The organism is Nocardia sp. Marseille-Q1738, from assembly GCF_965283145.1.
Genome location: NZ_CBDIMS010000002.1, coordinates 1,049,829 through 1,071,223 on the forward strand (window position 1 = coordinate 1,049,829; position 21,395 = coordinate 1,071,223).

The window sequence follows — 21,395 nt, forward strand, 5'->3', positions numbered from 1 at the left end:
TCGGGCACCTGACCACTCCTCTCGAGTGTCTCGAGAAATCACGCAGGGAAGCCCCTTACCAGCGGCGAATGGTGAGGGGCTTCTATCCGGAAGCGGCGCTACCGCGCAGCTGGGAAGCCCAGATCAGCGCTCCCGTTGTAGGTGTACAGCTCCTCTCGTTGAGCGAGAAGCCGACCAGTGAACGACATAGCAAGCAACAGCGCTTGCACCGAGTCACCGCCATAGATCCGCCGCGTGAACGGCTCCGGCTCCATTCCGTCAATGCGGACACCACACGACCACGCTCCGCTGTCGTCCTGCACCGGCTTGCCGAACGTCACTGTCACTGATCGGTCGCCTTGGCGCAGCTCCCGGCTTGCGATCAGCTCACCCAGCTCGTCAACCTGCATGTCCGAAACCCTAATCACCCTCTCGTGTGACGCGCGGCTCCGAGATTTCATTCGTGTACGCACGTCAGTACGGCTCCCGCGATGTATCCGGCCGCATCCGACCGGCGTCGATCAATGTTTGGCGAGCCACCGCCTTGCGCGGGCACTCGTCGGCGCGGCATCCCCTGTGGCGCTGCATAGTCTGGTGCGCTTCGGAAACACTCAAGGGATGGTCGGGCGCTTCATGTGGCCACCCGGCTGGCCACAGTCCGGCGTCGGGCTGCTCAGCTCGAGTCCGCCGGTGTCGGTGTCCGGCACGCCACTCGGCCTGCACGCGGTCGATGATCGCTTGCGCTGATGAGTCTTCCTGCTCGGCTTCTCGCCACCAGCTGAACGCCATCACATTTCACCCCTGCTGTGTCGCTTCGTTTGGGTGCACTCCACCCGGCGGGGTTGTGGTCACCGCGGGGCCGCTCACGGCTGGCGGTGCGTCCGCGTCGCGAGAGCACCTAGGACGCGCCCGCCGGGTGGGTGCTGGGTACGAGCGTCACACCCGGGCTGCTCCCCTCACACCTGTGTAGCGGTTCGATCTCCGCCTGGTTCATGGGCGCGCTGACCTGCGAATTCAGGCATTCAGTCCGATGCTGCCCATCAGAATGGGTAGCTTGAACGGACCGCTGTCGTTCGGGAGTGCGAAAGGGGTGTGTCCGTGGGGATCTCATCAAGGTTGCCGGAGGCCAACGCCACGTCGAAGCGACCGTTGAGCCCGCAAGCGCGCGGTCGTGAAATGGCCGCCGTAGGCAAGAAGCTGTGGACAGAGCTGGGGTCGGTGAGAAGCGCAGCGGCAGAGTTGTCGGCCAGGTACCCGGATGTGCCGAGTTTGCAGGCATTTCGATACGCCGCTGGCTTGTCTCAGGATCAAGCTGCTGAGCGTTATAACGAGGTCACCGGGCATCAGACCAGTCTGGGTGGCACCTCTATCAACGCATGGGAAACATGGGCACGAGGGCGCGGCCAAGGATCGCCGCCATCACTGTCAAGTGTGTTGATCTTGTGCACGGCGTACGGTCGCGGCCCCGTTGGCACGGCGGAAGAATACGTATCGCCGAGCGAGCTGATCGCCGAGGCTTACGAACGTCTGCCAATTGAGGATCAGTTATCGCTCAAGCAGTTCACGGCACACAATGAAAGCCGATCGGAAACTGCGCCCGAACAGTCGAACGCCATCTCGACGAGACAGCAGTCCGCCGCAGTTCCGGAAGGGATAACGAGCCAGGTGGGCGGCGAGTTCAACCTTTCGGTACCCACTGTCGAATACGGCAACTCCACCCTCATGGTGTGCACTCTCCCCAATCCGCACCCGGGCCAGCTCTTGGATTTGACTTGGGACACATTCGGATTCGGCATCGAACGGCTGTCACGACAAATCAAGAACGTCGGCAAACGCCTAGATGTGGACGTGTGCTTCGGCGTGAACGAGGCCGGTCTTGTGATGGCAACTTTCCTCGCTTCTTCCCGTTTCTCCCGCTGCAAGATCGGCTACCTCCGCTGCAACAAGATACAGGACGGTATCGATCTCGCTGACGCATCGTATTTCCCCGATGCCAGAGATGCACCCACGATATTCATCTGCGACTTCGAGGTCAAACACGCCGATGTTGTCGGCTATCTCACCCGTCAGGTTCGTGCGCGGTACCCGAATGCCGAGTTGCATTTCGCTGTGTTCGGCGCCATGACCAAAGGGCGTGATTTGAAAGTGGACAGCTTCGATGACCTGACCGGCGCCAAGATCATGCGCGCCGCCGACTTCGCAGCTATCTTTATTGCGGCAACCATGAGCCCACCCGGCATCGAACCCCCGCTGGAGTTGCGATGACACCCGAAGAGAGGCGATCGCCCGATGACTGGTTCGAGTACGATCCCCGACCTCGCCCAACGCATCGCTGGGGTGGTGCGCCAGATGATCGGAGAAATCCGGCCACAACTAATCGAAGCCGCGCTGACCGGCCGCCGCGCGGAAAATGAGAATTTACGCCATACCGACAACTTCCTGTCCGAGTATGACTTGTGGATGCACCAGCGCTACAAAGAGATACTGGTCGAGCACATCTCCTCGTTCGTCTACGCGTCGGAGGAAGCTGATCCGGAAGTCATCGGAGATGAAGCCGAGCCGGATTTATGCGTGCTGGTCGATCCCCTCGATACCAGCGAGCTGGCCGTGCGCGGACTGTACGGCTATACGCATATCATGGTGTACTCACGCACATTGGCTCGGCCTGTTGCCGCAGTGGTCGGTGACATCTTTCATCATCTCCAGATATATTTGGCGGGCCGCGATGACAGCTGCAATGATCGAGCATTCGTGATCACCGCGGACGGCGACGAACATATTCTTGAGAACCCCTCGCGCGCAAGCCTTTGCGAGGCCCTGGTTACCAATTATATGATGCGACCCGAACAACGATTCCAACCACTTGCCGAGCAGCGGAAATTCATGAGCGCGTTGAGTGCGTCATCTCGTGACGGAAAAGCGAGAGGCCGTATCGGTGTAGATTTCGGATCTGTTGGCTTATGTCATATAGCGGCCGGATTTTCCGACGCTATGATCGAATTCGCAAAGGGATTCGCAATCTGGGACCTATCGCCTGGTCACTATATTCTTCACGCCGCAGGCGGTACCGTGATCGATCTGCACGGCGCGCCGATCCCGCTGGACTACGGGTTGAGTTCATTGTCCGAAATCAAGAGTGCAATGAACAGGCGCCAAAAATTCATTGCCGCCGGAAACACTGACCTCGCAAGCGAAATCCAGGGAACGCTCGACGCATGAGACTGTGGTCAGTCGCTCAGCACGGAGTGCATCAGGTAGACGTTGTAATCGCTCCAGGTCGACAGGGTGAAGTAGAAGTCCGACCCTGATGACCAAGGGTGAATGAAACCGCCGTACAGCTCGGGGTAGTTCAGCACGCTGACCGTCGGCGTGCTCTCCGACCACGCACCCTGTGGTGAATCCGCCTCACGGACGACGATGGCGGCCTTGGCGGTGTCCAGGTAGCTCATCTGCCAGACGTTTCGGGCGGCGTCGTAGCGCACCGAGAGTTCACCTGCCGGGCCGTTCACTATCGGTGTGGCCGAGGCGAATCCACCGACCGGGGTCCATGTGCCGTCCCGCCAGTACTGGTAGGCGGTGGTGTTGAGGATCTGATCCTGGGGTACTCGGGCCAGCCCGACCGCGCCGAGGCGAGTATTGGGCGTGCCGAACATGTACACGTATCCGCCGTGCGGAACCATCGCGCTCACTTGGAAATTGGCGAGGCCGAAGATGTTGTCCCAACGGGAGTGCGGGTCCTTGGTCCAGGTCTGGCCGTGGTCGTCGGAGTAGGCGATGCCGCCGTAGTTGGTGAAGAACGTGCCGGGGGCGCTGTTCCAGGTCCGGATGGACATGTAGCTCAGGTACTGCCGCTCGCCGAGCGCGAAACCCGAGGTGGGGATCGTGGTGACCTCGACGTTGTCCAGCTTGCGGCTGGAGAGCACCTCGGCGGCGTGGCAGCGGTCGTCGGTGACCATCCGGTCGTAGGTCATCCCGTCGGCGAGGTCGCGGTCGGTGCTGAAAGCCAGCACGTTGCTGCGCCAATCCAGCCCCATGCCACCCGGCGGATGGAAGCCGCGTCCGACGGTGTCGCCGAACACGGTCGCGATCTCACCCGGCGCGCTCTCCCACATGATGCCGAGATCGGTGCCGTCCACCTGCCAGCGTTTGTCGGTGCGGTTCACCGAGTTCGCGCCGGTCAACTTGGCCACCTCGCGTGCGGGGCTCAGGCGCGGCGCGGGCCGGGCGGGCGACTGCGCTGCCGGCTCGACCGGCGGCTGCACCGGCGCAGGTGGCGGCGGCACCGGACCCGGGTCCGGGCCGGGGCCGGGAAGCGCGAAGTAGAAAGGCTTGGGATTCAACAGGATCTCCGGAATCCCGAGTTGCGCGGCGAGACCGGGTGGCGCGCCCGGCAGGTCGGTGAGATCCGGGCAGGGGTTGGTGCACGGGTCCGGCGGCAGCTCCATCCGTGTCCGCTTGGGCGCCGCCTCCGGCGCCGCGGGTGGGAGCACGGTGACCACCGGATACGGAATCGGCACCTCGAGCGTCTTGGGCACCAGCGGCTCGTGCGTCGGCACCGGGTCGGTCGCGCACGGTCCCACGCCCACCGGGCCGTCGGTCACTTCCGGCGCCGCGGCGGCAGGTCCATCGGCGTAGACGAGCATTCCCGCACCGACCACCATGGCACCGACCGCGGCCAGCATTCGCATGGCCATAGCAAACCCCTCGAAATCCGTTGCGGACACGAATCTTGCGGACACGAACCAGCGGACCGACCCTACCGTCCGGCTGCCGGAAACCGGGCTGGAACACGGCCATGACGACGGAATCATCTGCGAGTGAAGAGCACCGGCATGTCGGCCGATCCGGGAGCAGGATGGAGGCGTGAGTAATTCAGTTCTCCGCGGCGCGCCCGCCATCGGAGCGGTGCTGCTGGTGGCCGGGGCGTGCCTGCTCGTGCCGGCAGCGGCGTCGGCGGTCCCGCAATCGGCCGTCGCGATCGCCGGACCGCGCGACGATCATCCGATCCCGCACAATCGCTCCGGCCCTCGGGAAGACCACTCGTCGCCAGAGGAATCCGAGCAGCGATCGCAAAAGATCTACACCGATTGCGACCAGGTCCGCGCGGAGGGCGTCGGCCCGCTGTATCGCGGCCAGCCTGGCTTCAACGCGCATTTGGACCGCGACGGCGACGGGATCGCTTGCGACTAGTGCAGGGCCTGAAAGGTCAGGATCGTCGCGCCGATCCGGATCTGGTCGCCGTCGGCGAGCAGCGCGCCGTGCTCGATCGGGTCGTCGTTGACGAAGACGCCGTTGGCCGAATGCAGATCCTTGATCAGCAGTCCGGCGCGGCTGGGCATGATGTGCGCGTGGTAGCGGCTGGCCCGCGGGTCCTCCAGGACCAGGTCGTTGTCGGTCATCCGGCCGATACGCAGACCGCCCTGCGCGATCGCCACCAGGCGACCGTTCGGCAAACGCAGCTGACCGGTGCGCACCGCGCGCGGCACTTCGGTGACCGTCTCGGTCATCGCCGCGGCCAGCCGCTCGACCTGACGCAGTTCGACCGTGCTCAGCGGCTCCTGCCGCAGCACCCGCTGTTCCAGATCGATCAGCGCGGGTCCCGGATCGATGCCGAGCTCGTCGGCGAGCACCCCGCGCACCTTCCGGCACGCTTCCAGCGCGTCCGCCTGACGCCCGGACAGATACAGCGCGGTGATCAACTGGCCCCACAGCGGTTCGCGCAGCGGATGCTCGGTGGTCATCGCGACCAACTCCCCGATCACCGACGACGCGCGCCCACAGGCGATTTCGGCGTCGATCCGCGCGGAGGCCGCCAGCAGCCGCTCCTCGTCCATGGCGGTGGCGAAGCCGTCGGCGAATTGCAGACCGGCCAGATCCGCCAGCGCCCGGCCGCTCCATTCGCGCAGCGCGGAGGCGAACAGCTGGGCGGCGCCGGTGTGATCGCCCGCCGCGGCGGCGCGAGCGCCCTCCTCCCGCGCCGCCTCGAAACGGCCCAGGTCGCAGGCGCTCTCGTCGATCTCCAATCGGTACCCGGAGGACTCGGTGCGCAGCACCGTAGCCGGGTCGACTCCGGAATTCCGTAGCGCCTTGCGGATATTCGAGACGAAAACCTGCAGGCTGGCGGCATAGGAGTCGGGCGGGTCCTCGTTCCACACCATCTCCGCGAGAGCGGCCGACGACACCGCACGCCGCCGGTTCACCGTGAGCGCGGCGAGCAGAGCTCGCGGTTTGGGCCCGCCGACCGCCACCGGCTCACCGCCGACGAGCAGTCGCACGGGCCCGAGCACGCGCACATCCAAACTCATGTGCACCAAGCCCCTGACGGGTGTACCAGGATCAGGCGCTGATCGAGCGTCCGGCGGAATTCAGGTCGTTGCACGCCTCGACCACGCGCGCCGCCATCGACGCCTCGGCCTTCTTCAGGTAGCTGCGCGGGTCGTAGGACTTCTTGTTGCCCACCTCGCCGTCGATCTTCAGCACCCCGTCGTAGTTGCTGAACATGTGGCCGGCGACCGGCCGGGTGAACGCGTACTGGGTGTCGGTGTCGACGTTCATCTTCACCACGCCGAAACGCAGCGAGTCCTCGATCTCGGACTTCAGCGAGCCGGAGCCGCCGTGGAAGACGAAGTCGAACGGCTGCGCGTCGGCGGACAGGCCGAGCTTGGCCGCGGCGACGCGCTGGCCCTCGGCCAGCACCGCGGGCTTGAGCACGACGTTGCCCGGCTTGTACACGCCGTGCACGTTGCCGAAGGTGGCCGCGAGCAGGTACTTGCCGTTCTCGCCCGCGCCGAGCGCGTCGATGGTCTTCTCGAAGTCCTCCGGCGAGGTGTAGAGCTTCTCGTTGATCTCGGCCTCGACACCGTCCTCTTCGCCGCCGACGACGCCGATCTCGACCTCGAGGATGATGTTGGCCGCGTGCGTGGCCTTCAGCAGTTCCTTCGCGATCTCCAGGTTCTCGTCGATCGGAATCGCGGAGCCGTCCCACATGTGCGACTGGAACAGCGGGTTCTGCCCGGCGTTGACCCGCTCCTGGGAGATCGCGAGCAGCGGGCGAACGAAGGTGTCCAGCTTGTCCTTCGGGCAGTGATCGGTGTGCAGCGCGATGGTCACGTCGTACCTGGCGGCGACGACGTGCGCGAACTCCGCCAGCGCGACCGCACCGGTAACCATGTCCTTCACGCCCTGGCCGGAACCGAATTCCGCACCGCCGGTGGAGAACTGGATGATGCCGTCACTGCCCGCGTCCGCGAAACCCTTGATGGCCGCGTTGATCGTCTCCGACGACGTGCAGTTGATGGCCGGGAAGGCGAAGGAGTTGGCTTTGGCCCTACCGAGCATCTCGGCGTAGACCTCCGGAGTCGCGATGGGCACAGTAAGACCTCCGTGTTGTTGCGGCAAAGACCTATTTTGTCAGTGTTCACCCTAAGGCAGCGGCGTTTCGCCTGGTATGCAGGGATGGAGTGGAAACTTGACTCGCGAGTAATTTCGCGCACAGCGCGAGCATTCTCCGGGGAAGCCGGTACTGTGGGGCCGGTAATTTGCGCTGGCAGCTTCCGACGCGGTGGCAAGCGATGCAGGCCAGCCGTATCGGGACAGGAGGCCACGTGATTCTGCAGGCAGCGACAGAATCGGTGACGAGCAACCTCGCGCTGACCGAGTTGCTCGACCCGATGCACCTGCTCACGGAGACGTGGCTGAAGAACGCGGTGCTCCCCGCCATCCTGGTGATCGTCTTCATCGAGACCGGCCTGCTGTTCCCGCTGCTGCCCGGCGACTCGCTGCTGTTCACCGGCGGCCTGCTGGCGGCGCAGCCGAATCCGCCGGTGTCGATCTGGGTGCTGGTGCCCGCCACCGTCCTGGTCGCGTTCGCGGGTGATCAGTCCGGGTACTGGATCGGCCGGGCGATCGGGCCCGCGCTGTTCCACAAGGAGGACACCCGGTTCTTCAAGAAGCACTACGTGACGGAAACGCACGAGTTCTTCGAGAAGCACGGACCCAAGACGATCATCCTGGCCCGTTTCGTGCCGATCGTGCGTACCTTCATGCCGGTGCTGGCCGGTGTGTCGAAGATGGACTACCGCAAGTACGTGGCGTTCGACATTGTCGGCGCGATCCTCTGGGGCGGTGGCGTCACGGTGCTCGGCTATTTCCTGGGCAACGTCGCGTTCATCCGGGATCACATCGAGGCGATCTTCCTGCTCATCGTGTTCGTGTCGATCCTGCCCGGCATCACCGCGGTCGCGAAGAAGCTGCTCAGCCGGGGCGCGCCGGAGGCCGAAGCGTCCGAGGCCGAGCTGACTGCTTCGACGAGCGAGCCCTCGCGCTGAGCCGGTGTCGACGGCCTCCACGCCCCTAGCTGTGGGCAGTTTCGATCCGCTGATGTCGGCGGGCCCCGCGCTCGTCTGGACAGTGGTACTGACCTTCGTCTTCCTGGAATGCGCGGTGATCCTCGGGCTGTTCCTGCCGGGCGACTCCATGCTCATCACCGCGGGCATCGTGATGGCGTCGCACGCCTCAGGCGAAGCACATGTCTGGGCACTATCCCTGGGTGCGATGGTCGCGGCGATCGCGGGCAACCAGGTGGGATACGTGATCGGCCATCGCGCCGGACAGCACCTGGTCGCCCGTAAGGACGGCAGATACATCAACGTTCGCAACCTGCAGCGGGTGGCGGAGTTGCTGCATCGGCACGGGTTCGTCGCGGTGCTGGTCGCGCGGTGGATTCCGTGGGTGCGGACGCTGTGCCCGTCGGTCGCGGGCGCGGCGCGCATGGACCACCGAAAGTTCACCGTGGCCAGCACCATCGGTGCGATCGTCTGGGCGCCGGTGCTGTTGCTCATCGGCTACTACGCGGGCAGCTTCCTGGAACGGGTGCCGTGGCTGATGCCGATCGTGATCGGCACGCTGGTGGTGGGGCTGATCATCGGAACGGTGCTCGGCGTGCGGCACTACCGGCAGGAGATGTCCCGGCCCGCCGAGGACTTCGACCTGGAAGACGCGCCGACCGTGGTGCTGGAGGCCGAGCGCTGCCCCAGGATCACAGACCCGCGGCGCTGACCTGGTAGGCCGCCTCCATCAGCAGCCAGCCGGACAACTGCACGGACAGATCGCGCTCGGGCACCTTCGACGAGGTCACCGAACCGCCGGGGGTGAAGTATCCGGCTCCGGCGCTGCCACCGGGCAGTTGCGCGGGCTTGTTCCAGTCGTGCCCGAACAGCGGCTCGCCCTCGACCTCGAGCCGGTTGGCCCAGGCCGCCGTCGCTGACGCGCGCACGATCGCGGCCGCCGCACGGCGATCGGCCAGTCGTGCGGGGTCCTCGCCGGGCAGCATCACCGCCACCACCGCCAGGTAGCGGGCCAGGATGCCGTTGAACAGTCCGCCGTCACCGCCACCGCCACCGTGCACGACACCGTCGGTGGTCATGTGCTCATCGACCGCCGCCAGCAGCCGGTGCACGCGTTCGATGTGCCTGGCCTCGCCGGTCTGCACGGCCAGCTCGGTTTCCAAGCCGAGCGCCACACCCTGGCAGTAGGTGAAGACCGGACGCTCGATCTCGCCGGAGGGCAGGTGGATGCCGTCCAGGATCAAGCCGGTCTGCTGGTCGCGCAGTGTCGCGTCCAACCAGTCGGCCATCTCCTGGGCACGCTGAATCCGCCCGAGGCGCACCAGCGCGATGGCGGCGGGACCGTTGGCGGGCGCGTTGAAATAGTCCGAGCCGATGCGCCACGGCAGTCCACCGCCGATCTGCGGCTCCCAGCCGTCGTAGAGCGTTTTCTCCAGCGCGACCAACGCCCTGCGCGCATTGGTGCCCTGGGTACGCTCGGCGCGTTCCAGCGCGATCGCCAACCAGGCCATGTCGTCGTAATAGCGGTTGGTCCAGCCGGTGAGATTGCGGATGCGGTGCGAGCGCGCCAGTGCGGCAAGTCGCTTGCGGCGCAACGGAGTCGGCACGCGGTTGGCGGCGTCGGTGGCACAGTCGATCAGATGCGCCTGCCACCAGTAGTGCCACGAACCGAATATCCGCTCGCGCTTGGTGGCCGGCCAACCCACCACGCCCAGCGCCGTACCCGGCACCGCCCACAGCGCGCGCAGGTGACGCGAGACGATCGCGGACTCGGCCATGTCGGCGCGTTCGGACCACAGTGTCGCGGGAGCGACGGCCTCCCGGCCCGGCCGGGAAGGGCCGGCCGGCGGGTGCGGTGCCGCGGAGGCCGGTTCGGCGTGCTCCGCGTGCGGCACGTCCAGATCGTCGCTCCGCGAGGTCATGACTCAATGGTGCCAGGATTGAACGCCTTTATGCGTCCGATTTGTTACGAAAGCGATGTGAAATCGTGGTGGTTCAACTCTGTGCCCGCAAGATCTCCTGTTCAGGCGCTTGTCGCGCTCACCATGCTGTCGTGAGATCGGCGTGTTGCCGGATCCACGCGTGCATCGCGATTCCCGCGGCCACGCCCGCGTTGATACTGCGGGTGGAACCGAACTGCGCGATCGACACTGTCATCATGGCGGCCTGTTTGGCGTGCTCGGTGACCCCGGGACCCTCTTGGCCGAACAGCAGCAGGCACTCGCGCGGCAGCGTGACCGTCTCCAGCGGGACCGAACCCGGCACGTTGTCGACGGCGACCACGGTGAGGCCCGTGCGTTCGCTGAAGGCCAGCAGCTCGCCGATATCCGTGTGATGCTCGATGTGCTGGTAGCGGTCGGTCACCATGGCGCCGCGCCGGTTCCAGCGCCGCCTGCCCACGATGTGCACGGCCGCGGCCGCGAAGGCGTTCGCCGTGCGGACCACCGTGCCGATGTTCGCGTCGTGCCCGAAGTTCTCGATCGCGACATGGAACGGGTGCCTGCGCCGATCGATGTCGGCGACGATCGCCTCCCGGCTCCAGTACCGGTAGGCGTCCACCACGTTGCGGCGGTCGCCGCCCGCCAGCAGCTGCGGATCCAGACGCGGGTCCTCCGGCGGCGGCTCCGCGTGCTCGACGGCCCACGGACCGACACCGTGCGAGTGCGCACTCCACTCCGTCGGCCCGGGTAGGTCCTGGTCCGTTGCGTCCGGCATTGGATGACTCACGCCGACGATGCTAATTCCGGCCACCACGCAGGCGACAGGTGGCCGGGGCTCGGCTCAGTAGCTGGATGAGCTTCCCGCGAAGGCGCCGACCAGGCCGAGCACCACGAAAAGCACGACGATCAAGAGACTGAGGCACAGCAGCACCGTCGCGATGATGCCGCAGATGTAGCCCGCGTTGACGTTCCCCCGGCCACCGATGGCGCCGCCGGACGCGTCGATCTCGTTGAGCGCGCGCTTGCCCATCACCCAGGCGAAGGGGCCCATGATCTGGCATAGCACGAGGCTCAGGATGCCCAGGATCAGAATCGTCGTGGATTGCGGGTGGTCCGGCGGCGGTCCGTATGCACCATAGGGTTGGTAGCCGTACGGCGGCTGCTGCGGCGGGTAGCTCATCCGCAGGATGGTAGCGGTGTTGCTGGCTACACCACCATTCGGCGGGCAAGCCCCATCGAACGTTCGCGCCCCCGCGACAACCATGGAGTCCATGACCGAGACACACGCCGAATCGACCCTCGTGCTCGACCCACCATCCGGCGGGCCCGAACCGGCCGAGCACATGCTGCGCACCGTGCTGCTCGCACCGTTGCGCGCCCGGTTCTGGAAGGAACTCGTCTATGTCCTAACGGTTTTCGTGCTCGGCTGCGCGGCCGTCGCCTACCTGTTCTTCGGCTTCGGCGGCGGGCTGTACCTCGCGATCACCATCATCGGCCTGCCGGTGCTCGCGCTGGTGCTGCTCGGTGGACGGGTCTGGGGGCGGATCTACCGCGCGCTGGCCAAGGATCTGCTCGGCGTCACCGTCCCGCCGCCACCACCGTTCGCGCCCGCACCCGGCGTGTTCGGGTTTCTCAAGGGCGCGTTCACCGATCGGGTGAGCTGGCGGGCGGCGCTGTTCCTGCTCGCGCAAGCGGTGCTCGGCGTGGCGGTGGGGTATCTGGTGCTCGTCACGGTGGCGATGACCATGTTCACCGCGATCTCCCCGGTCCCGTGGGCGCTGGTCCACCCGACCAATGTCGACGAGAACGGTGTCGAGCATCAATCCATGGTCCAGTTCGGTGATTTCTACGTCGACAGCTGGCCGAAGGTGCTCGGGTTCGCGCTGCTGGGCGTCCTGGGTTGTCTGGTGCTGCCGTGGTTGTTGCGCGGCGTCTGCTTGCTGCACGGGCTGCTGACCATCGCCCTGCTCAGCGCGACGGCGCGCGACCGCAGGGTGATCGAATTGCAGGAGAGCAGGCGGACCGCGGTGGAGGATTCCGCGGCCACGCTGCGCAGGCTGGAACGCGACCTGCACGACGGCACGCAGGCCAGACTGGTCACCATCGCGATGGCACTGGGCCGGGCCGAGGACCGGCTCGCCGCGGGCGGCGATCCCAGCGACCTGATCGCCGACGCGCACGCCAGTTCCAAGGAGGCGCTCGCCGAGCTACGCGAGCTGGTACGCGGAATTCACCCGCCCGCCTTGGAACTGGGCCTCGAACCGGCCTTGGAGACGCTGACCGCCCGCTGTTCGGTGCCGGTGGAGCTACGGGTGCAGCTGCCCGAGCGCCCGAGCCCGGCCATCGAAGCGATCGCGTATTTCTCGGTCGCCGAACTGCTGACCAACGTGGTGCGGCACGCACACGCCACCGGTGCCTGGGTGTCGGTGCTGCCGAGCGACGCGCGGACCATTGCGGTGACGGTGCGCGACAACGGAATCGGCGGCGTGGTGCCGCCCACGGACGGCGCGATCGGCGCGGGCAGCGGTCTGTCCGGCCTCGCGGCACGGGCCCGGACCGTAGACGGAACGCTGACCGTACAGAGCCCGGCGGGCGGGCCGACCGTGGTCACCATCCTGTTGCCGCTGGCGGGGTCGCGATGAGCGAGCGAACGATGAACACAGCCGAGCAGTCGCTCGTGCCGGAGCCGAGCGCCAGCGAGGCGCAGGCATGAGCGACGGACTGCGCGTCGTGATCGCCGAGGACAGCGCCATCCTGCGCGACGGACTCGCCGGGCTGCTCGCCGAACGCGGCCACGAGGTGGTCGCCATGGTCGGCGACGCGAGCACGCTGGCCGACGTGGTCGGCGCGCACAATCCCGACGTCGCCGTGGTGGACGTGCGCATGCCGCCCAGCTTCACCGACGAAGGGCTGCTCGCCGCCATCGAACTGCGCCGCAAGTACCCGATGACCGGCGTGCTGGTGTTCTCGCAGTGGGTCGAAACGCGCTACGCCACAGAGCTTCTCGCGGGCGGTGCGAGTGGCGTCGGCTATCTGCTCAAGGACCGGGTCGCCGACGTCAGGGAATTCGTGGACGCGTTGCACCGCGTCGCCACGGGCGGTACCGCACTCGACCCGGAGGTGGTGAGCCAATTGATGGGCGCCTCGCGTCAGCAGGATTCGCTGGCCCGCCTCACCCCGCGGGAACGCGAGGTACTCGAGCTGATGGCTCAGGGTCTGTCCAACAACGCCATCGCCACCGCCCTGAGTGTCACCGAACGCGCGGTGGAGAAGCACATCGGTAACATCTTCACCAAGCTCGATTTGCCGCCGTCGGATACGCATCACCGCCGGGTGCTGGCGGTATTGCGACTCAAAGGCTGACGAAGCTCTGTTTGTCGGCTTGCTGTGCAAGACTGGCCACAACGCGGTAGCCGTGCGGGGAGGGAGGAAGCGATGACCGTCGAAATGCACTGGCCTGATCATCTGCTGACCCTGGAGGACTGGATCGCGCTGCCGGAAGACAGCAGTCGGAGCTACGAGCTCGTCGAGGGGGTTCTGGTCGTGTCACCGAAGCCGGTCCTGCGCCACCAATTCGCGGTGTGGCGGATGGCGGCTCAACTCCACCCCCAGCTACCGAGGGAGCTGGCCGCGGTAGTCGATGCAGAGCTGGTCATCGACCCGACGGATCCGCCCACCGTACGTGCGCCGGATGTCCTGGTTATCCGCCGCAAAGCGCTCCAAGACGATCTCGCACGCGTCCAACCCGAGGACGTGGTGCTCGCTGTCGAGATCCTGTCGCCTGGTTCCCGTCGCACCGATCGTATCGCCAAGTTCTTCGAGTACGCCGAGGCCGGTATCGAGTACTACTGGCTGATTGATCTCGACGAACCGATCAGCCTGACCGCCTACCATCTGATCGACAGTGACTACGAGCTGGTCGCCGAACGGTCGGGCCCGGTCACATTGGAACTAGCCGGAACGCCGGTCACGATCGACATTGTCGCGCTGAACAGCGATTAAGGGTGCCGATAGCACCGCCGAGCCGGGTGTCATACGCCTATCCTGGAAGTCTGGCACTCGGGGCGGAGGCTGGCATGGATCACGAGCGGATACTGCATACGGTGCTCGGGGTAACGGCCGGGTATCTGGTGCTGCTGGCGTTGTGGCTGGGGTGGGTGGTGCATCGGACGCCGCCGGGGACCGTGCCTTATCAGATCGTCGCGCTGGTCGGATTGTTCGGCTCGTGTGCGGGGATCGGGATGATTCTGGCGGCGCGACCGTCGAAGGCGGACCGCAAACTGTGGCGGCACGGCCTGGAAGGGTGGGCGACCGTCGAGGCCGTGCATCCGCTGGAGCGCACCGACCACTCCACCGAACTCACCGAACTGGATCTCGAATTGACCGTGCCCGGATCGGAGAGCTACCGGGGCACCATCGTTTTCGACGTCACCCCGGCCGACAAACCCCGCCTCGCGGTCGGTGAGGTCCTCTCGATCCGCGTCGATCCCGTGAACCGGGACCGCATCATTCTGGTGCTTTGACCACGGCCTTCACCTGCGCCTCAGGATCGGCGAGCAGGTACTGCGCGGCGGCGTAGGTCGCCAGGATGACACCTTCGGTCACCCGGCGGGCCCGCTCGCCGCGCGCGAACAACCGCCGCAGCACGATGAGCCCGTCGGAGACGGTGAACAGCAGCGCGCCGAGACCGAGGCGGCTGCGTGGATCGGCACCCGGAATATTCACGCCCGCAATGTTTTTCGCGGCGGGCGCCAGCGCGGGATCGGAAGCAAGCACGGCCGCGGTGCCCAAGGTGATGCCGTAAGCCGCCAGCGGCGCGGCCACCGACGGCGCCTTCGCCCGCAGTAACCCGATCGCACCCAGCCAGGCGGCTACGCGAGGCACGACCGCCCCGGCGGTGGGCCTGCCGCCCTTCCGCCACCACAGCGCCGAGTATCCGGCCTGCATCACCGCGAATGACGACGCACCCGCGATCAGCCTACGGTCGTCGTCCGGGTCGATGAGCAAGATGTCGCCGACCGTCGCCGCGCCGAGCGACCCGATCAGCACGGTGCGTTCGGCAGGCGGCAACTCGGTGCCCTGGGTCGCCACGTCGGCCGCGAGCAGCGGCATCAGCAGCGGCTTCGCGATCCACTGCGCCTTCTCCCGCCCGGTGACGGCACCATAGACGGTGACCGCCGCCGCGACGAGGAACCCGGCTCGGAACGGGCGCATCGGCTAGAAGCTCGGCTCGGCCGGGGCGGGCGGCAGGGTGACCACCTGGCCCGCGTAGCTCAGGCCCGCGCCGAAACCGAGCAGCAGCGCGGTCTGGCCGCCTTTGGCCTTGCCGGTTACCAGCATCTCTTCGATCGCGAGCGGGATCGAGGCCGCCGAGGTATTGCCGGTGTTCTCGATGTCGCCCGCCATCGGGACATCGTCGGCCAGGCCGAGGTTCTTCTTCATCAGCTCGTTGATGCGGGCATTCGCCTGATGCGGGACGAAGACCTCGATGTCCTCTTTCGCCACGCCGGACACTTCCAACGCGGTGGACAGCGCCCGCGGCAGGGTGACCGCGGCCCAGCGGAACACCCGCGGTCCCTCCATCCGCAGCGACATCCGGCCGACCGGCTCCAGCTCCGGATCGAGGCCCTGCATGGACTGCGCCCGGTGCATGTACTCCAGGAAGTCGATGTCCTGCATGATCGCGGCGGCGTTCTCGCCATCGCTGCCCCACACGGTCGGCGAGATGCCGTTTTCCTCGCTCGGGCCGACCACCACCGCGCCCGCACCGTCACCGAAGATCATCGCGGTGCCCCGGTCGGTGGGATCGAGCCCGACGGTCATCGTCTCCGCGCCGATGAGCAGGACATACTCGGCCGAGCCCGAGCGGATCATGTCCGCGGCCACGCCGAGGCCGTATCCGAAGCCGCCGCAGCCGGAGGTCAGGTCGAAGGCGGGGACTCCGTTCATCCCGATGTCGTAGGCCACCTGCGGCGCGCCGTGCGGGGTGAGCGTGAGCCAGCTGGAGGTGGCCAGGATCAGGGCGCCGATTTTGGACCGGTCGATGCCGCTGTTGACGATCGCACGCTCGCCCGCGGCGGCGGCAATCGACCGCAGCGTCTCATCACCGCTGATCCAGCGCCGATTGCGGACGCCGGTGCGCTCGTAGATCCACTCAGCGGTGGAATCCAGCACCTCGCACACTTCGGCGTTGCTGACCAGGCGTTTGGGTCGGTAAGCACCGATTCCGAGCATCGCAACGTTCTCGCGACTTCGATTGACTGCAATGCTCACCACTGGTGACTCACACGACCCTTCACCTTTTCGAAACTCAGACCATCGACCAGGTTATCCCAGGGCGAGATCCTTCAGGCCTAGGATCGACCGGTACTCCAGCCCCTCCGCGGCGATCACCTGGTCGGCGCCGGTTTCCCGGTCGACGACGGTGGCGACGCCGACAACGGTAGCGCCTGCCGCACGTAACGCGCGCACCGCGGTCAGGGGTGAATTGCCGGTGGTGGTGGTGTCCTCGACGACCAGAACCCGCTTGCCCGCGACTTCCGGGCCCTCGATCTGACGCTGCATGCCGTGCGACTTCGCGGCCTTCCGCACCACGAAGGCGTCGATCGGACGGCCCGGCGCGTGCATCACGGCCAGCGCGACCGGGTCGGCACCCATGGTGAGGCCGCCGACCGCGTCGAAATCCCAGTCCGCGACCAGCTCGCGCAGCAGCTTGCCGATCAGCGGGCCCGCGCCGTGGTGCAGGGTCGCGCGGCGCAGGTCGACGTAGTAGTCGGCCTCTTTGCCCGAGGACAGCGTGACCCGGCCGTGCACCACCGCGAGCTCGCGCACCAGCGCGGCCAATCTGTCCCTGTCGTTGGTAATCACCTGGTCGATCATGTCTAAGTCCTTCCGCGTGCGTTGAACAGCCCGCGATTCAGTCGGGCCGCCAGGGTTCGCGGGATCATTCCGGCGACGGTAGTGAGCGCTTTGTACTGCATACCGGGCACGCTGAGCACCCGATCCTTCTCCAGATCACGCAGCGAGCCGGCGACTACCTGGTCGACGCTCAGCCACAGCGCTTTCGGCAGCGACGACATCTCGATACCGGCACGCGCATGGAATTCGGTGTGCACGAATCCCGGGCACAGGGCCTGGACCCGCACTCCGGTTCCGGCCAATCCGCCTGCCAACCCTTCCGTGAAGGATACGACGTAGGCCTTGGACGCCGAATACGTCGAGCCTCGTCCGGGGACCAAGCCGGCCACACTGGCCACGTTGACCACGCAGCCGTTCGCCGCGGCGATCATCGACGGCAGCGCGGCCCTGGTGAGCTGGACCACCGACGTCACGTTGACGTCCAGTTGCGCCTGCAACCGCTCGGGCGGCAGCGTCCAGAACTCCCCGGAGTCCGCGAAGCCCGCATTGTTGACCAGGAATTCGACGCCGTCGGCCAGTCGCGCCGCGATCTGCTCGCGGTCGGGCGCCCGCGCCAGGTCCGCGACGAGCACCTGCGAGCGGGTGCCGAAACGGTGCTCCAGGTCGGTCGCGAGGGCCGCGAGCCGCCGCTCGTCCCTGGCGACCAGCACCAAGTCGTGGCCGAGCGCGGCCAGCCGACTCGCGTAGCCGTGGCCTATGCCCGAGGTCGGTCCGGTGACCAAGGCCACCGGACGGGTGGCGCCGGGCAGACGAGGATGCGGGTGCTCGGTCATGACACCGCGAGCGGTCGCAGCCGTGCGGACCCGACTGCGCTGGGCGCGCGGCCGGTCACTTCGGCACGGGTCCCTGATAGGGCCGGAATCCTGGGTGGAACGGTCCGCCGGGCGGGTCGGTAGGCCGATCGCCCATAGCGGACCGGTTTTCCGCGGCTGGCCGCGCGTCGCGCTCCTCCCGGGCCAGGTCTTCCTCACCGGCCCAGTCGTCCGCGCGGACGCGGGCGCGCGCGTCCGGCACCACGGCGAGTGAAGGGCGCCGCGGAGGTTCCGGCCTCGACTCGTCCGCCGCGGTCAGCGGCGCTCGTTCGTTCGCGTAGACCTCGTCGCCGAACGGCCGCTCGTCGCTCTCCGGCTCGCCGCGGACCCGCGGCGGCTGCGGCCTGGCCGGACCGCCCGCCTCGTCGTCGGCATCCCGCTGACGTTCGCGTGGGCGCGGACGGCCCGGGTCGTGCCCGCCGTCGTCGAAGCGCGGCTCGCTGACCGGCGGCAGCACGTGCAGCAGGCCGGACAGGCGCAGCACCGCGTCGATCCCGCCCTCCCAGTCCTTCGGGGAGGAGCCGACCGCCAGCATGCCCAGCGTCCAGTTGCCCTCGCTCCAGAGCATCTGCACGGTGTCCGGGAGGTTCTCGATGAAGGCGACCATGCGCTGATCGACCGCGTGCCTGGCGATTTCGGGATTGGTCGCGAAGACCACCCGGCCTCCGATGGCGCCGAGCAGTTCCAGATCGTGGTCCTTGGGCGGTGCGGCGGTCTTCAGCCGCATGTCCACGTCGATGTCCGAGCCGATCTGCCTGCGGACGGCGACCAGGGTCGCGGCATCCTCCAGGTCGAACAGAACGAACTTCTCGCCCTTACGGATGCCGGAGACCACGTCGACCGCGGACAGATAGCCCAGTTTGGCCATCGCGCCACGCCGCCACGTGGACGGCAGCGCGGGCTCGACGGACACGTAGGTATAGCCCTGGGACTTCGCCCAGACCTGTCGCGCGTGACCGGTCCGCTGCCGCTGGAGCCGATCGAAATACAGCAATACGATCGCGCCCACGAGCGCGATCGCCGCCAGTCCGAACCAGATTGCCGTCATCGCCGCCTAGCCTAATAGTCCCGGCCGGACATAGTCCGTCATTGGCCCCGCGCCGGGCCGAGGGATCATCGTCCGCCGCCGGGCAGCGAGGTGCCGATGATGACCTCGGCCTGAATCGATCCGTCCGCCGCCTTGTCGCCCTGGATCAGCACCAGCTCGCCGGTGGGCAGATCGGACACCTTGGTGCCCGACAGCGAGATCACCTGGGTGCCGGCGTCGGTGCGCACGGTGACGGTGTTGCCGAGCACGGTGTTCACCGTCAGGGTGGCCCCGTCGTTGCCGGTGATGGTCCCCATGGTCGTGCCGAGGCCATCGACATCGCCGAGGCCGGGCACGCCCGGCAACCCGCTCGGCGGGGTCGGAGCACCGGTCCTGGTGCCGGGAACCGACCTGGTCGGGACGGGCGCCGACGAAACCGCCGCCGTGTCACTCGGACCGGAATCGCTGCCGCCCAACAACATGCCCGCCACCACGCCGACCGCGCCGATCAAAAGCACGACGCCGAGACCGAGCGCGATCCACAGACCGGTATTGCGCCGCGGTGGCCGCGGCTGTTCGGGCGGAGCGCCCCCGCCGGGCGGCACCGTGCCCGCCCACCGGTTGTCACCCCCGCCCTGGTAGGCGGCCCACTGAGCGTCGTGGGACGGAAACTCTCGCGTGGCGTTCGGTCCTGGCGGCGCCCACGCCCCGTACTGCTCGGTGGGGGGATATTCCGAGGGCGCGCCGACGCCGTACGCCTCGGTGTACTCCGCGGTGTGCGCCGGGTCCCCGTACCCGGACTTCCCCGCCGGACCGAGGTGCTCGGTCGGCGCATCCTCCGGCCGCTGTCCCCACGGATCGTTCGGGTTGGTCATGCGTTCCAGCGTAGGTGGTATTCGCTGTGCAGCGCCTACGGTGCTGCGTGCCGTGCGATGCAACGTTGATGCAACCCCCGCCCGCGACCTTGGCCACGCGCCGACCGGCACGCCATCGTTTGGTTTCATGCTGCATGGTCGTATCGATGAACAGGCACAGATTCGCGCGCTGGTGGACAGCGCAGCACTGATCCGCCACGTCGAATCCAGGGTCAGAGCCGACATCACCGCGGCGGCGCGCGGATGAGCGAACCGCGGGTCATCCGGATCGACCGGGATTTCGCGTTGCTGTGGTCGGGTAACGCGGTCTCGCTGGTCGGGTTCTTCGGGGTGCGCCTCGCCTATCCGCTGCTGGTCTTGTCGCTGACCCACTCCCCCGCGCTCGCGGGCTGGGTCGGGTTCGCGGTGACCTTGCCGAGTCTGATCTTCCAGATCCCGGCGGGCATCGCCGCGGACTATGGGAACAGGCGGCGAAACCTGCTTCTGTGCCAGTCGGCCGGACTGGCGGCGACCTGCCTGGCCATCGCGGTCGTCATGTTCGACATGCCGTACTCCGCAACGCTTCTCATACTCACCGCCTTCGTCGAGGGCAGCTCCTATGTCTTCTTCGAAGCCAGCGAACTGGCCTCCATCCGTGACATCGTCGACGCCGAGCATCGCCGCGCCGCACTGTCGTTCTTCGAAGCCGAACAGCCCGTCGCCTTGGTGGTCGGCCGGGCCACCGGTGCTGCCGCCTACGGTGCGGCGCCATGGCTGCCCTTCGCGGTGAACGCCGCGTCGTACATTTTCTGCCGGGAGACCCTGCAGTCGATCCGATGGGGTTCCGCCGCGCAGCCCCCCCGGCCCGCGCGGAGCGACGGGACCGGTCCGGGAGTATGGAGCCTCATCCGGGATGGTGCCCGGATTATCTGGACCGAACCGTTCCTGCGCACCACCACCGTGATCAGCGGACTGTCGAACATGATCATCCAGGTGGGCCTTCTGCTGATCATGGTGGAACTCGAGGGCGGCGACGGAGCGGCGTGGACGATCGGTGTCGTCCTCGGCGCGGCGGGCGTCGGCGGCATCATCGGCTCCGCTGTTGCGGGAAAGCTGGTCAAACGGTTCGGACGATCGCGGGTCTACCGTAGCGCGCTGTGGGCGTGGACGGCGCTGCTGCTGCCGATTTCGCTGAGTTCGGACCCCGTGGTGCTCGCGGTGGCCTGGTTCGGGGTCGGCGGAGTCGGCGTCATGACCAACGTCCTGCTGACAATCTTCCGCGTGGAAGTCATCCCCGAGGAAACCCTCGGCCGGACGGTCGGCACGCTCTCCATGGTGATCGACGGTTCCGCCGCGATCGGCACGCTGCTCGCGGGCTACCTCCTGAGCTGGTTCGGCACGACCGGCACCGGCGTGCTGATGACGTGCGCCATGTTCGTCGTCGCGGTCGCCGGAAGCCGCATGGCCACACCCACGCAGCGACGGCCCGCGCGGAGCTGACGCTCCGCGCGTCCGCCGCG

General features: G+C 67.1%; 25 protein-coding genes. 12 read left to right on the forward strand and 13 right to left on the reverse strand.

The window, feature by feature from the left end:
• Positions 1-98 precede the first annotated feature (98 nt).
• On the reverse strand, positions 99-389 hold the full coding sequence (locus ACWPXK_RS13280) for a DUF6968 family protein (RefSeq protein ID WP_454196350.1): 291 nt from the start codon (positions 387-389) through the stop codon (positions 99-101).
• 208 nt (positions 390-597) lie between these two features.
• Here ACWPXK_RS13280 and ACWPXK_RS13285 point away from each other — a divergent pair, with 208 nt between their 5' ends.
• From ACWPXK_RS13285 to ACWPXK_RS13295, 3 genes are all read left to right on the forward strand, one after another.
• A complete protein-coding gene (locus ACWPXK_RS13285) occupies positions 598-726 on the forward strand; it encodes a hypothetical protein (protein WP_454196351.1) in 129 nt (42 codons plus the stop codon).
• Between the two features lie 351 nt (positions 727-1,077).
• Complete coding sequence (locus ACWPXK_RS13290) at positions 1,078-2,244, forward strand: helix-turn-helix domain-containing protein (protein WP_454196352.1); 1,167 nt, start codon at positions 1,078-1,080, stop codon at positions 2,242-2,244.
• A 24-nt stretch (positions 2,245-2,268) separates the two neighbouring features.
• Complete coding sequence (locus ACWPXK_RS13295; protein ID WP_454196353.1) at positions 2,269-3,198, forward strand: inositol monophosphatase family protein; 930 nt, start codon at positions 2,269-2,271, stop codon at positions 3,196-3,198.
• Between the two features lie 8 nt (positions 3,199-3,206).
• Here ACWPXK_RS13295 and ACWPXK_RS13300 read toward each other — a convergent pair whose 3' ends face one another.
• Positions 3,207-4,673, reverse strand: coding sequence for a DUF4185 domain-containing protein (locus tag ACWPXK_RS13300; RefSeq protein ID WP_454196354.1), 1,467 nt, complete (start codon positions 4,671-4,673; stop codon positions 3,207-3,209).
• A 169-nt stretch (positions 4,674-4,842) separates the two neighbouring features.
• Between ACWPXK_RS13300 and ACWPXK_RS13305 the strand changes: the two genes are divergently transcribed.
• A complete protein-coding gene (locus ACWPXK_RS13305; protein WP_454196355.1) occupies positions 4,843-5,169 on the forward strand; it encodes an excalibur calcium-binding domain-containing protein in 327 nt (108 codons plus the stop codon).
• Here the strand turns inward: ACWPXK_RS13305 and ACWPXK_RS13310 are convergent.
• Positions 5,166-6,284, reverse strand: a complete 1,119-nt coding sequence (locus ACWPXK_RS13310) for a BTAD domain-containing putative transcriptional regulator (RefSeq protein ID WP_454196356.1) — start codon at positions 6,282-6,284, stop codon at positions 5,166-5,168. The two genes, ACWPXK_RS13305 and ACWPXK_RS13310, sit on opposite strands and share 4 nt — an antisense overlap.
• Positions 6,285-6,315: 31 nt before the next feature.
• Positions 6,316-7,350: a class II fructose-bisphosphate aldolase gene (fbaA, locus tag ACWPXK_RS13315; protein ID WP_454196357.1), complete on the reverse strand. Its 1,035-nt coding sequence runs from the start codon at positions 7,348-7,350 to the stop codon at positions 6,316-6,318.
• Positions 7,351-7,649: 299 nt separating this feature from the next.
• On the opposite strand from fbaA, the gene ACWPXK_RS13320 reads away from it, so the two are divergent.
• Both ACWPXK_RS13320 and ACWPXK_RS13325 read left to right on the forward strand, forming a co-directional pair.
• Positions 7,650-8,306, forward strand: a complete 657-nt coding sequence (locus tag ACWPXK_RS13320; protein ID WP_454196448.1) for a DedA family protein — start codon at positions 7,650-7,652, stop codon at positions 8,304-8,306.
• Between the two features lie 52 nt (positions 8,307-8,358).
• Complete coding sequence (locus ACWPXK_RS13325) at positions 8,359-9,036, forward strand: DedA family protein (RefSeq protein WP_454196449.1); 678 nt, start codon at positions 8,359-8,361, stop codon at positions 9,034-9,036.
• Here the strand turns inward: ACWPXK_RS13325 and ACWPXK_RS13330 are convergent.
• From ACWPXK_RS13330 to ACWPXK_RS13340, 3 genes are all read right to left on the reverse strand, one after another.
• A complete protein-coding gene (locus ACWPXK_RS13330) occupies positions 9,017-10,102 on the reverse strand; it encodes a glycoside hydrolase family 76 protein (RefSeq protein WP_454196450.1) in 1,086 nt (361 codons plus the stop codon). The genes ACWPXK_RS13325 and ACWPXK_RS13330 overlap by 20 nt on opposite strands.
• Positions 10,103-10,364: 262 nt before the next feature.
• The gene (locus tag ACWPXK_RS13335) at positions 10,365-11,039 is read right to left on the reverse strand and encodes a TrmH family RNA methyltransferase (RefSeq protein WP_454196451.1); all 675 of its coding nucleotides are present in this window, start codon (positions 11,037-11,039) and stop codon (positions 10,365-10,367) included.
• Between the two features lie 66 nt (positions 11,040-11,105).
• Complete coding sequence (locus ACWPXK_RS13340) at positions 11,106-11,444, reverse strand: DUF4190 domain-containing protein (RefSeq protein ID WP_454196358.1); 339 nt, start codon at positions 11,442-11,444, stop codon at positions 11,106-11,108.
• 91 nt (positions 11,445-11,535) lie between these two features.
• On the opposite strand from ACWPXK_RS13340, the gene ACWPXK_RS13345 reads away from it, so the two are divergent.
• From ACWPXK_RS13345 to ACWPXK_RS13360, 4 genes are all read left to right on the forward strand, one after another.
• Positions 11,536-12,906, forward strand: a complete 1,371-nt coding sequence (locus ACWPXK_RS13345; RefSeq protein WP_454196359.1) for a sensor histidine kinase — start codon at positions 11,536-11,538, stop codon at positions 12,904-12,906.
• A gap of 67 nt (positions 12,907-12,973) precedes the next feature.
• Positions 12,974-13,627, forward strand: a complete 654-nt coding sequence (locus ACWPXK_RS13350; RefSeq protein WP_454196360.1) for a LuxR C-terminal-related transcriptional regulator — start codon at positions 12,974-12,976, stop codon at positions 13,625-13,627.
• A gap of 72 nt (positions 13,628-13,699) precedes the next feature.
• Positions 13,700-14,266 (forward strand): Uma2 family endonuclease, encoded by a 567-nt coding sequence (locus ACWPXK_RS13355; RefSeq protein ID WP_454196361.1) that lies wholly within the window; start codon positions 13,700-13,702, stop codon positions 14,264-14,266.
• A 74-nt stretch (positions 14,267-14,340) separates the two neighbouring features.
• A complete protein-coding gene (locus tag ACWPXK_RS13360) occupies positions 14,341-14,787 on the forward strand; it encodes a hypothetical protein (protein ID WP_454196362.1) in 447 nt (148 codons plus the stop codon).
• Here the strand turns inward: ACWPXK_RS13360 and ACWPXK_RS13365 are convergent.
• From ACWPXK_RS13365 to ACWPXK_RS13390, 6 genes are all read right to left on the reverse strand, one after another.
• On the reverse strand, positions 14,771-15,478 hold the full coding sequence (locus tag ACWPXK_RS13365; protein WP_454196363.1) for a lysoplasmalogenase family protein: 708 nt from the start codon (positions 15,476-15,478) through the stop codon (positions 14,771-14,773). The two genes, ACWPXK_RS13360 and ACWPXK_RS13365, sit on opposite strands and share 17 nt — an antisense overlap.
• Positions 15,479-15,481: 3 nt before the next feature.
• Complete coding sequence (locus tag ACWPXK_RS13370; protein WP_454196364.1) at positions 15,482-16,540, reverse strand: beta-ketoacyl-ACP synthase 3; 1,059 nt, start codon at positions 16,538-16,540, stop codon at positions 15,482-15,484.
• A gap of 51 nt (positions 16,541-16,591) precedes the next feature.
• The gene (gene pyrE / locus ACWPXK_RS13375; protein WP_454196365.1) at positions 16,592-17,143 is read right to left on the reverse strand and encodes an orotate phosphoribosyltransferase; all 552 of its coding nucleotides are present in this window, start codon (positions 17,141-17,143) and stop codon (positions 16,592-16,594) included.
• 2 nt (positions 17,144-17,145) lie between these two features.
• On the reverse strand, positions 17,146-17,955 hold the full coding sequence (locus ACWPXK_RS13380; RefSeq protein ID WP_454196366.1) for an SDR family NAD(P)-dependent oxidoreductase: 810 nt from the start codon (positions 17,953-17,955) through the stop codon (positions 17,146-17,148).
• A gap of 55 nt (positions 17,956-18,010) precedes the next feature.
• A complete protein-coding gene (locus ACWPXK_RS13385; RefSeq protein WP_454196367.1) occupies positions 18,011-19,042 on the reverse strand; it encodes a hypothetical protein in 1,032 nt (343 codons plus the stop codon).
• Between the two features lie 65 nt (positions 19,043-19,107).
• Complete coding sequence (locus ACWPXK_RS13390) at positions 19,108-19,896, reverse strand: DUF5666 domain-containing protein (protein ID WP_454196368.1); 789 nt, start codon at positions 19,894-19,896, stop codon at positions 19,108-19,110.
• A 40-nt stretch (positions 19,897-19,936) separates the two neighbouring features.
• Between ACWPXK_RS13390 and ACWPXK_RS13395 the strand changes: the two genes are divergently transcribed.
• Together ACWPXK_RS13395 and ACWPXK_RS13400 are read left to right on the forward strand one after the other, a co-directional pair.
• Positions 19,937-20,143: a hypothetical protein gene (locus tag ACWPXK_RS13395; RefSeq protein ID WP_454196369.1), complete on the forward strand. Its 207-nt coding sequence runs from the start codon at positions 19,937-19,939 to the stop codon at positions 20,141-20,143.
• On the forward strand, positions 20,140-21,375 hold the full coding sequence (locus ACWPXK_RS13400; RefSeq protein ID WP_454196370.1) for an MFS transporter: 1,236 nt from the start codon (positions 20,140-20,142) through the stop codon (positions 21,373-21,375). The genes ACWPXK_RS13395 and ACWPXK_RS13400 overlap by 4 nt, the downstream gene beginning before the upstream one ends.
• Positions 21,376-21,395: the final 20 nt, after the last annotated feature.

What these genes read in the sequence shown, in the direction of transcription:
- ACWPXK_RS13280 (WP_454196350.1), bottom strand. Translation starts at nt 389, where the DNA reads ATGCAGGTTGACGAGCTGGGTGAGCTGATCGCAAGCCGGGAGCTGCGC.
- ACWPXK_RS13285 (WP_454196351.1), top strand. Translation starts at nt 598, where the DNA reads ATGGTCGGGCGCTTCATGTGGCCACCCGGCTGGCCACAGTCCGGCGTC.
- ACWPXK_RS13295 (WP_454196353.1), top strand. Translation starts at nt 2,269, where the DNA reads ATGACTGGTTCGAGTACGATCCCCGACCTCGCCCAACGCATCGCTGGG.
- ACWPXK_RS13300 (WP_454196354.1), bottom strand. Translation starts at nt 4,673, where the DNA reads ATGGCCATGCGAATGCTGGCCGCGGTCGGTGCCATGGTGGTCGGTGCG.
- ACWPXK_RS13310 (WP_454196356.1), bottom strand. Translation starts at nt 6,284, where the DNA reads ATGAGTTTGGATGTGCGCGTGCTCGGGCCCGTGCGACTGCTCGTCGGC.
- ACWPXK_RS13320 (WP_454196448.1), top strand. Translation starts at nt 7,650, where the DNA reads ATGCACCTGCTCACGGAGACGTGGCTGAAGAACGCGGTGCTCCCCGCC.
- ACWPXK_RS13325 (WP_454196449.1), top strand. Translation starts at nt 8,359, where the DNA reads ATGTCGGCGGGCCCCGCGCTCGTCTGGACAGTGGTACTGACCTTCGTC.
- ACWPXK_RS13330 (WP_454196450.1), bottom strand. Translation starts at nt 10,102, where the DNA reads ATGGCCGAGTCCGCGATCGTCTCGCGTCACCTGCGCGCGCTGTGGGCG.
- ACWPXK_RS13335 (WP_454196451.1), bottom strand. Translation starts at nt 11,039, where the DNA reads ATGCCGGACGCAACGGACCAGGACCTACCCGGGCCGACGGAGTGGAGT.
- ACWPXK_RS13340 (WP_454196358.1), bottom strand. Translation starts at nt 11,444, where the DNA reads ATGAGCTACCCGCCGCAGCAGCCGCCGTACGGCTACCAACCCTATGGT.
- ACWPXK_RS13345 (WP_454196359.1), top strand. Translation starts at nt 11,536, where the DNA reads ATGACCGAGACACACGCCGAATCGACCCTCGTGCTCGACCCACCATCC.
- ACWPXK_RS13350 (WP_454196360.1), top strand. Translation starts at nt 12,974, where the DNA reads ATGAGCGACGGACTGCGCGTCGTGATCGCCGAGGACAGCGCCATCCTG.
- ACWPXK_RS13355 (WP_454196361.1), top strand. Translation starts at nt 13,700, where the DNA reads ATGACCGTCGAAATGCACTGGCCTGATCATCTGCTGACCCTGGAGGAC.
- ACWPXK_RS13360 (WP_454196362.1), top strand. Translation starts at nt 14,341, where the DNA reads ATGGATCACGAGCGGATACTGCATACGGTGCTCGGGGTAACGGCCGGG.
- ACWPXK_RS13365 (WP_454196363.1), bottom strand. Translation starts at nt 15,478, where the DNA reads ATGCGCCCGTTCCGAGCCGGGTTCCTCGTCGCGGCGGCGGTCACCGTC.
- pyrE (WP_454196365.1), bottom strand. Translation starts at nt 17,143, where the DNA reads ATGATCGACCAGGTGATTACCAACGACAGGGACAGATTGGCCGCGCTG.
- ACWPXK_RS13380 (WP_454196366.1), bottom strand. Translation starts at nt 17,955, where the DNA reads ATGACCGAGCACCCGCATCCTCGTCTGCCCGGCGCCACCCGTCCGGTG.
- ACWPXK_RS13385 (WP_454196367.1), bottom strand. Translation starts at nt 19,042, where the DNA reads ATGACGGCAATCTGGTTCGGACTGGCGGCGATCGCGCTCGTGGGCGCG.
- ACWPXK_RS13390 (WP_454196368.1), bottom strand. Translation starts at nt 19,896, where the DNA reads ATGACCAACCCGAACGATCCGTGGGGACAGCGGCCGGAGGATGCGCCG.
- ACWPXK_RS13400 (WP_454196370.1), top strand. Translation starts at nt 20,140, where the DNA reads ATGAGCGAACCGCGGGTCATCCGGATCGACCGGGATTTCGCGTTGCTG.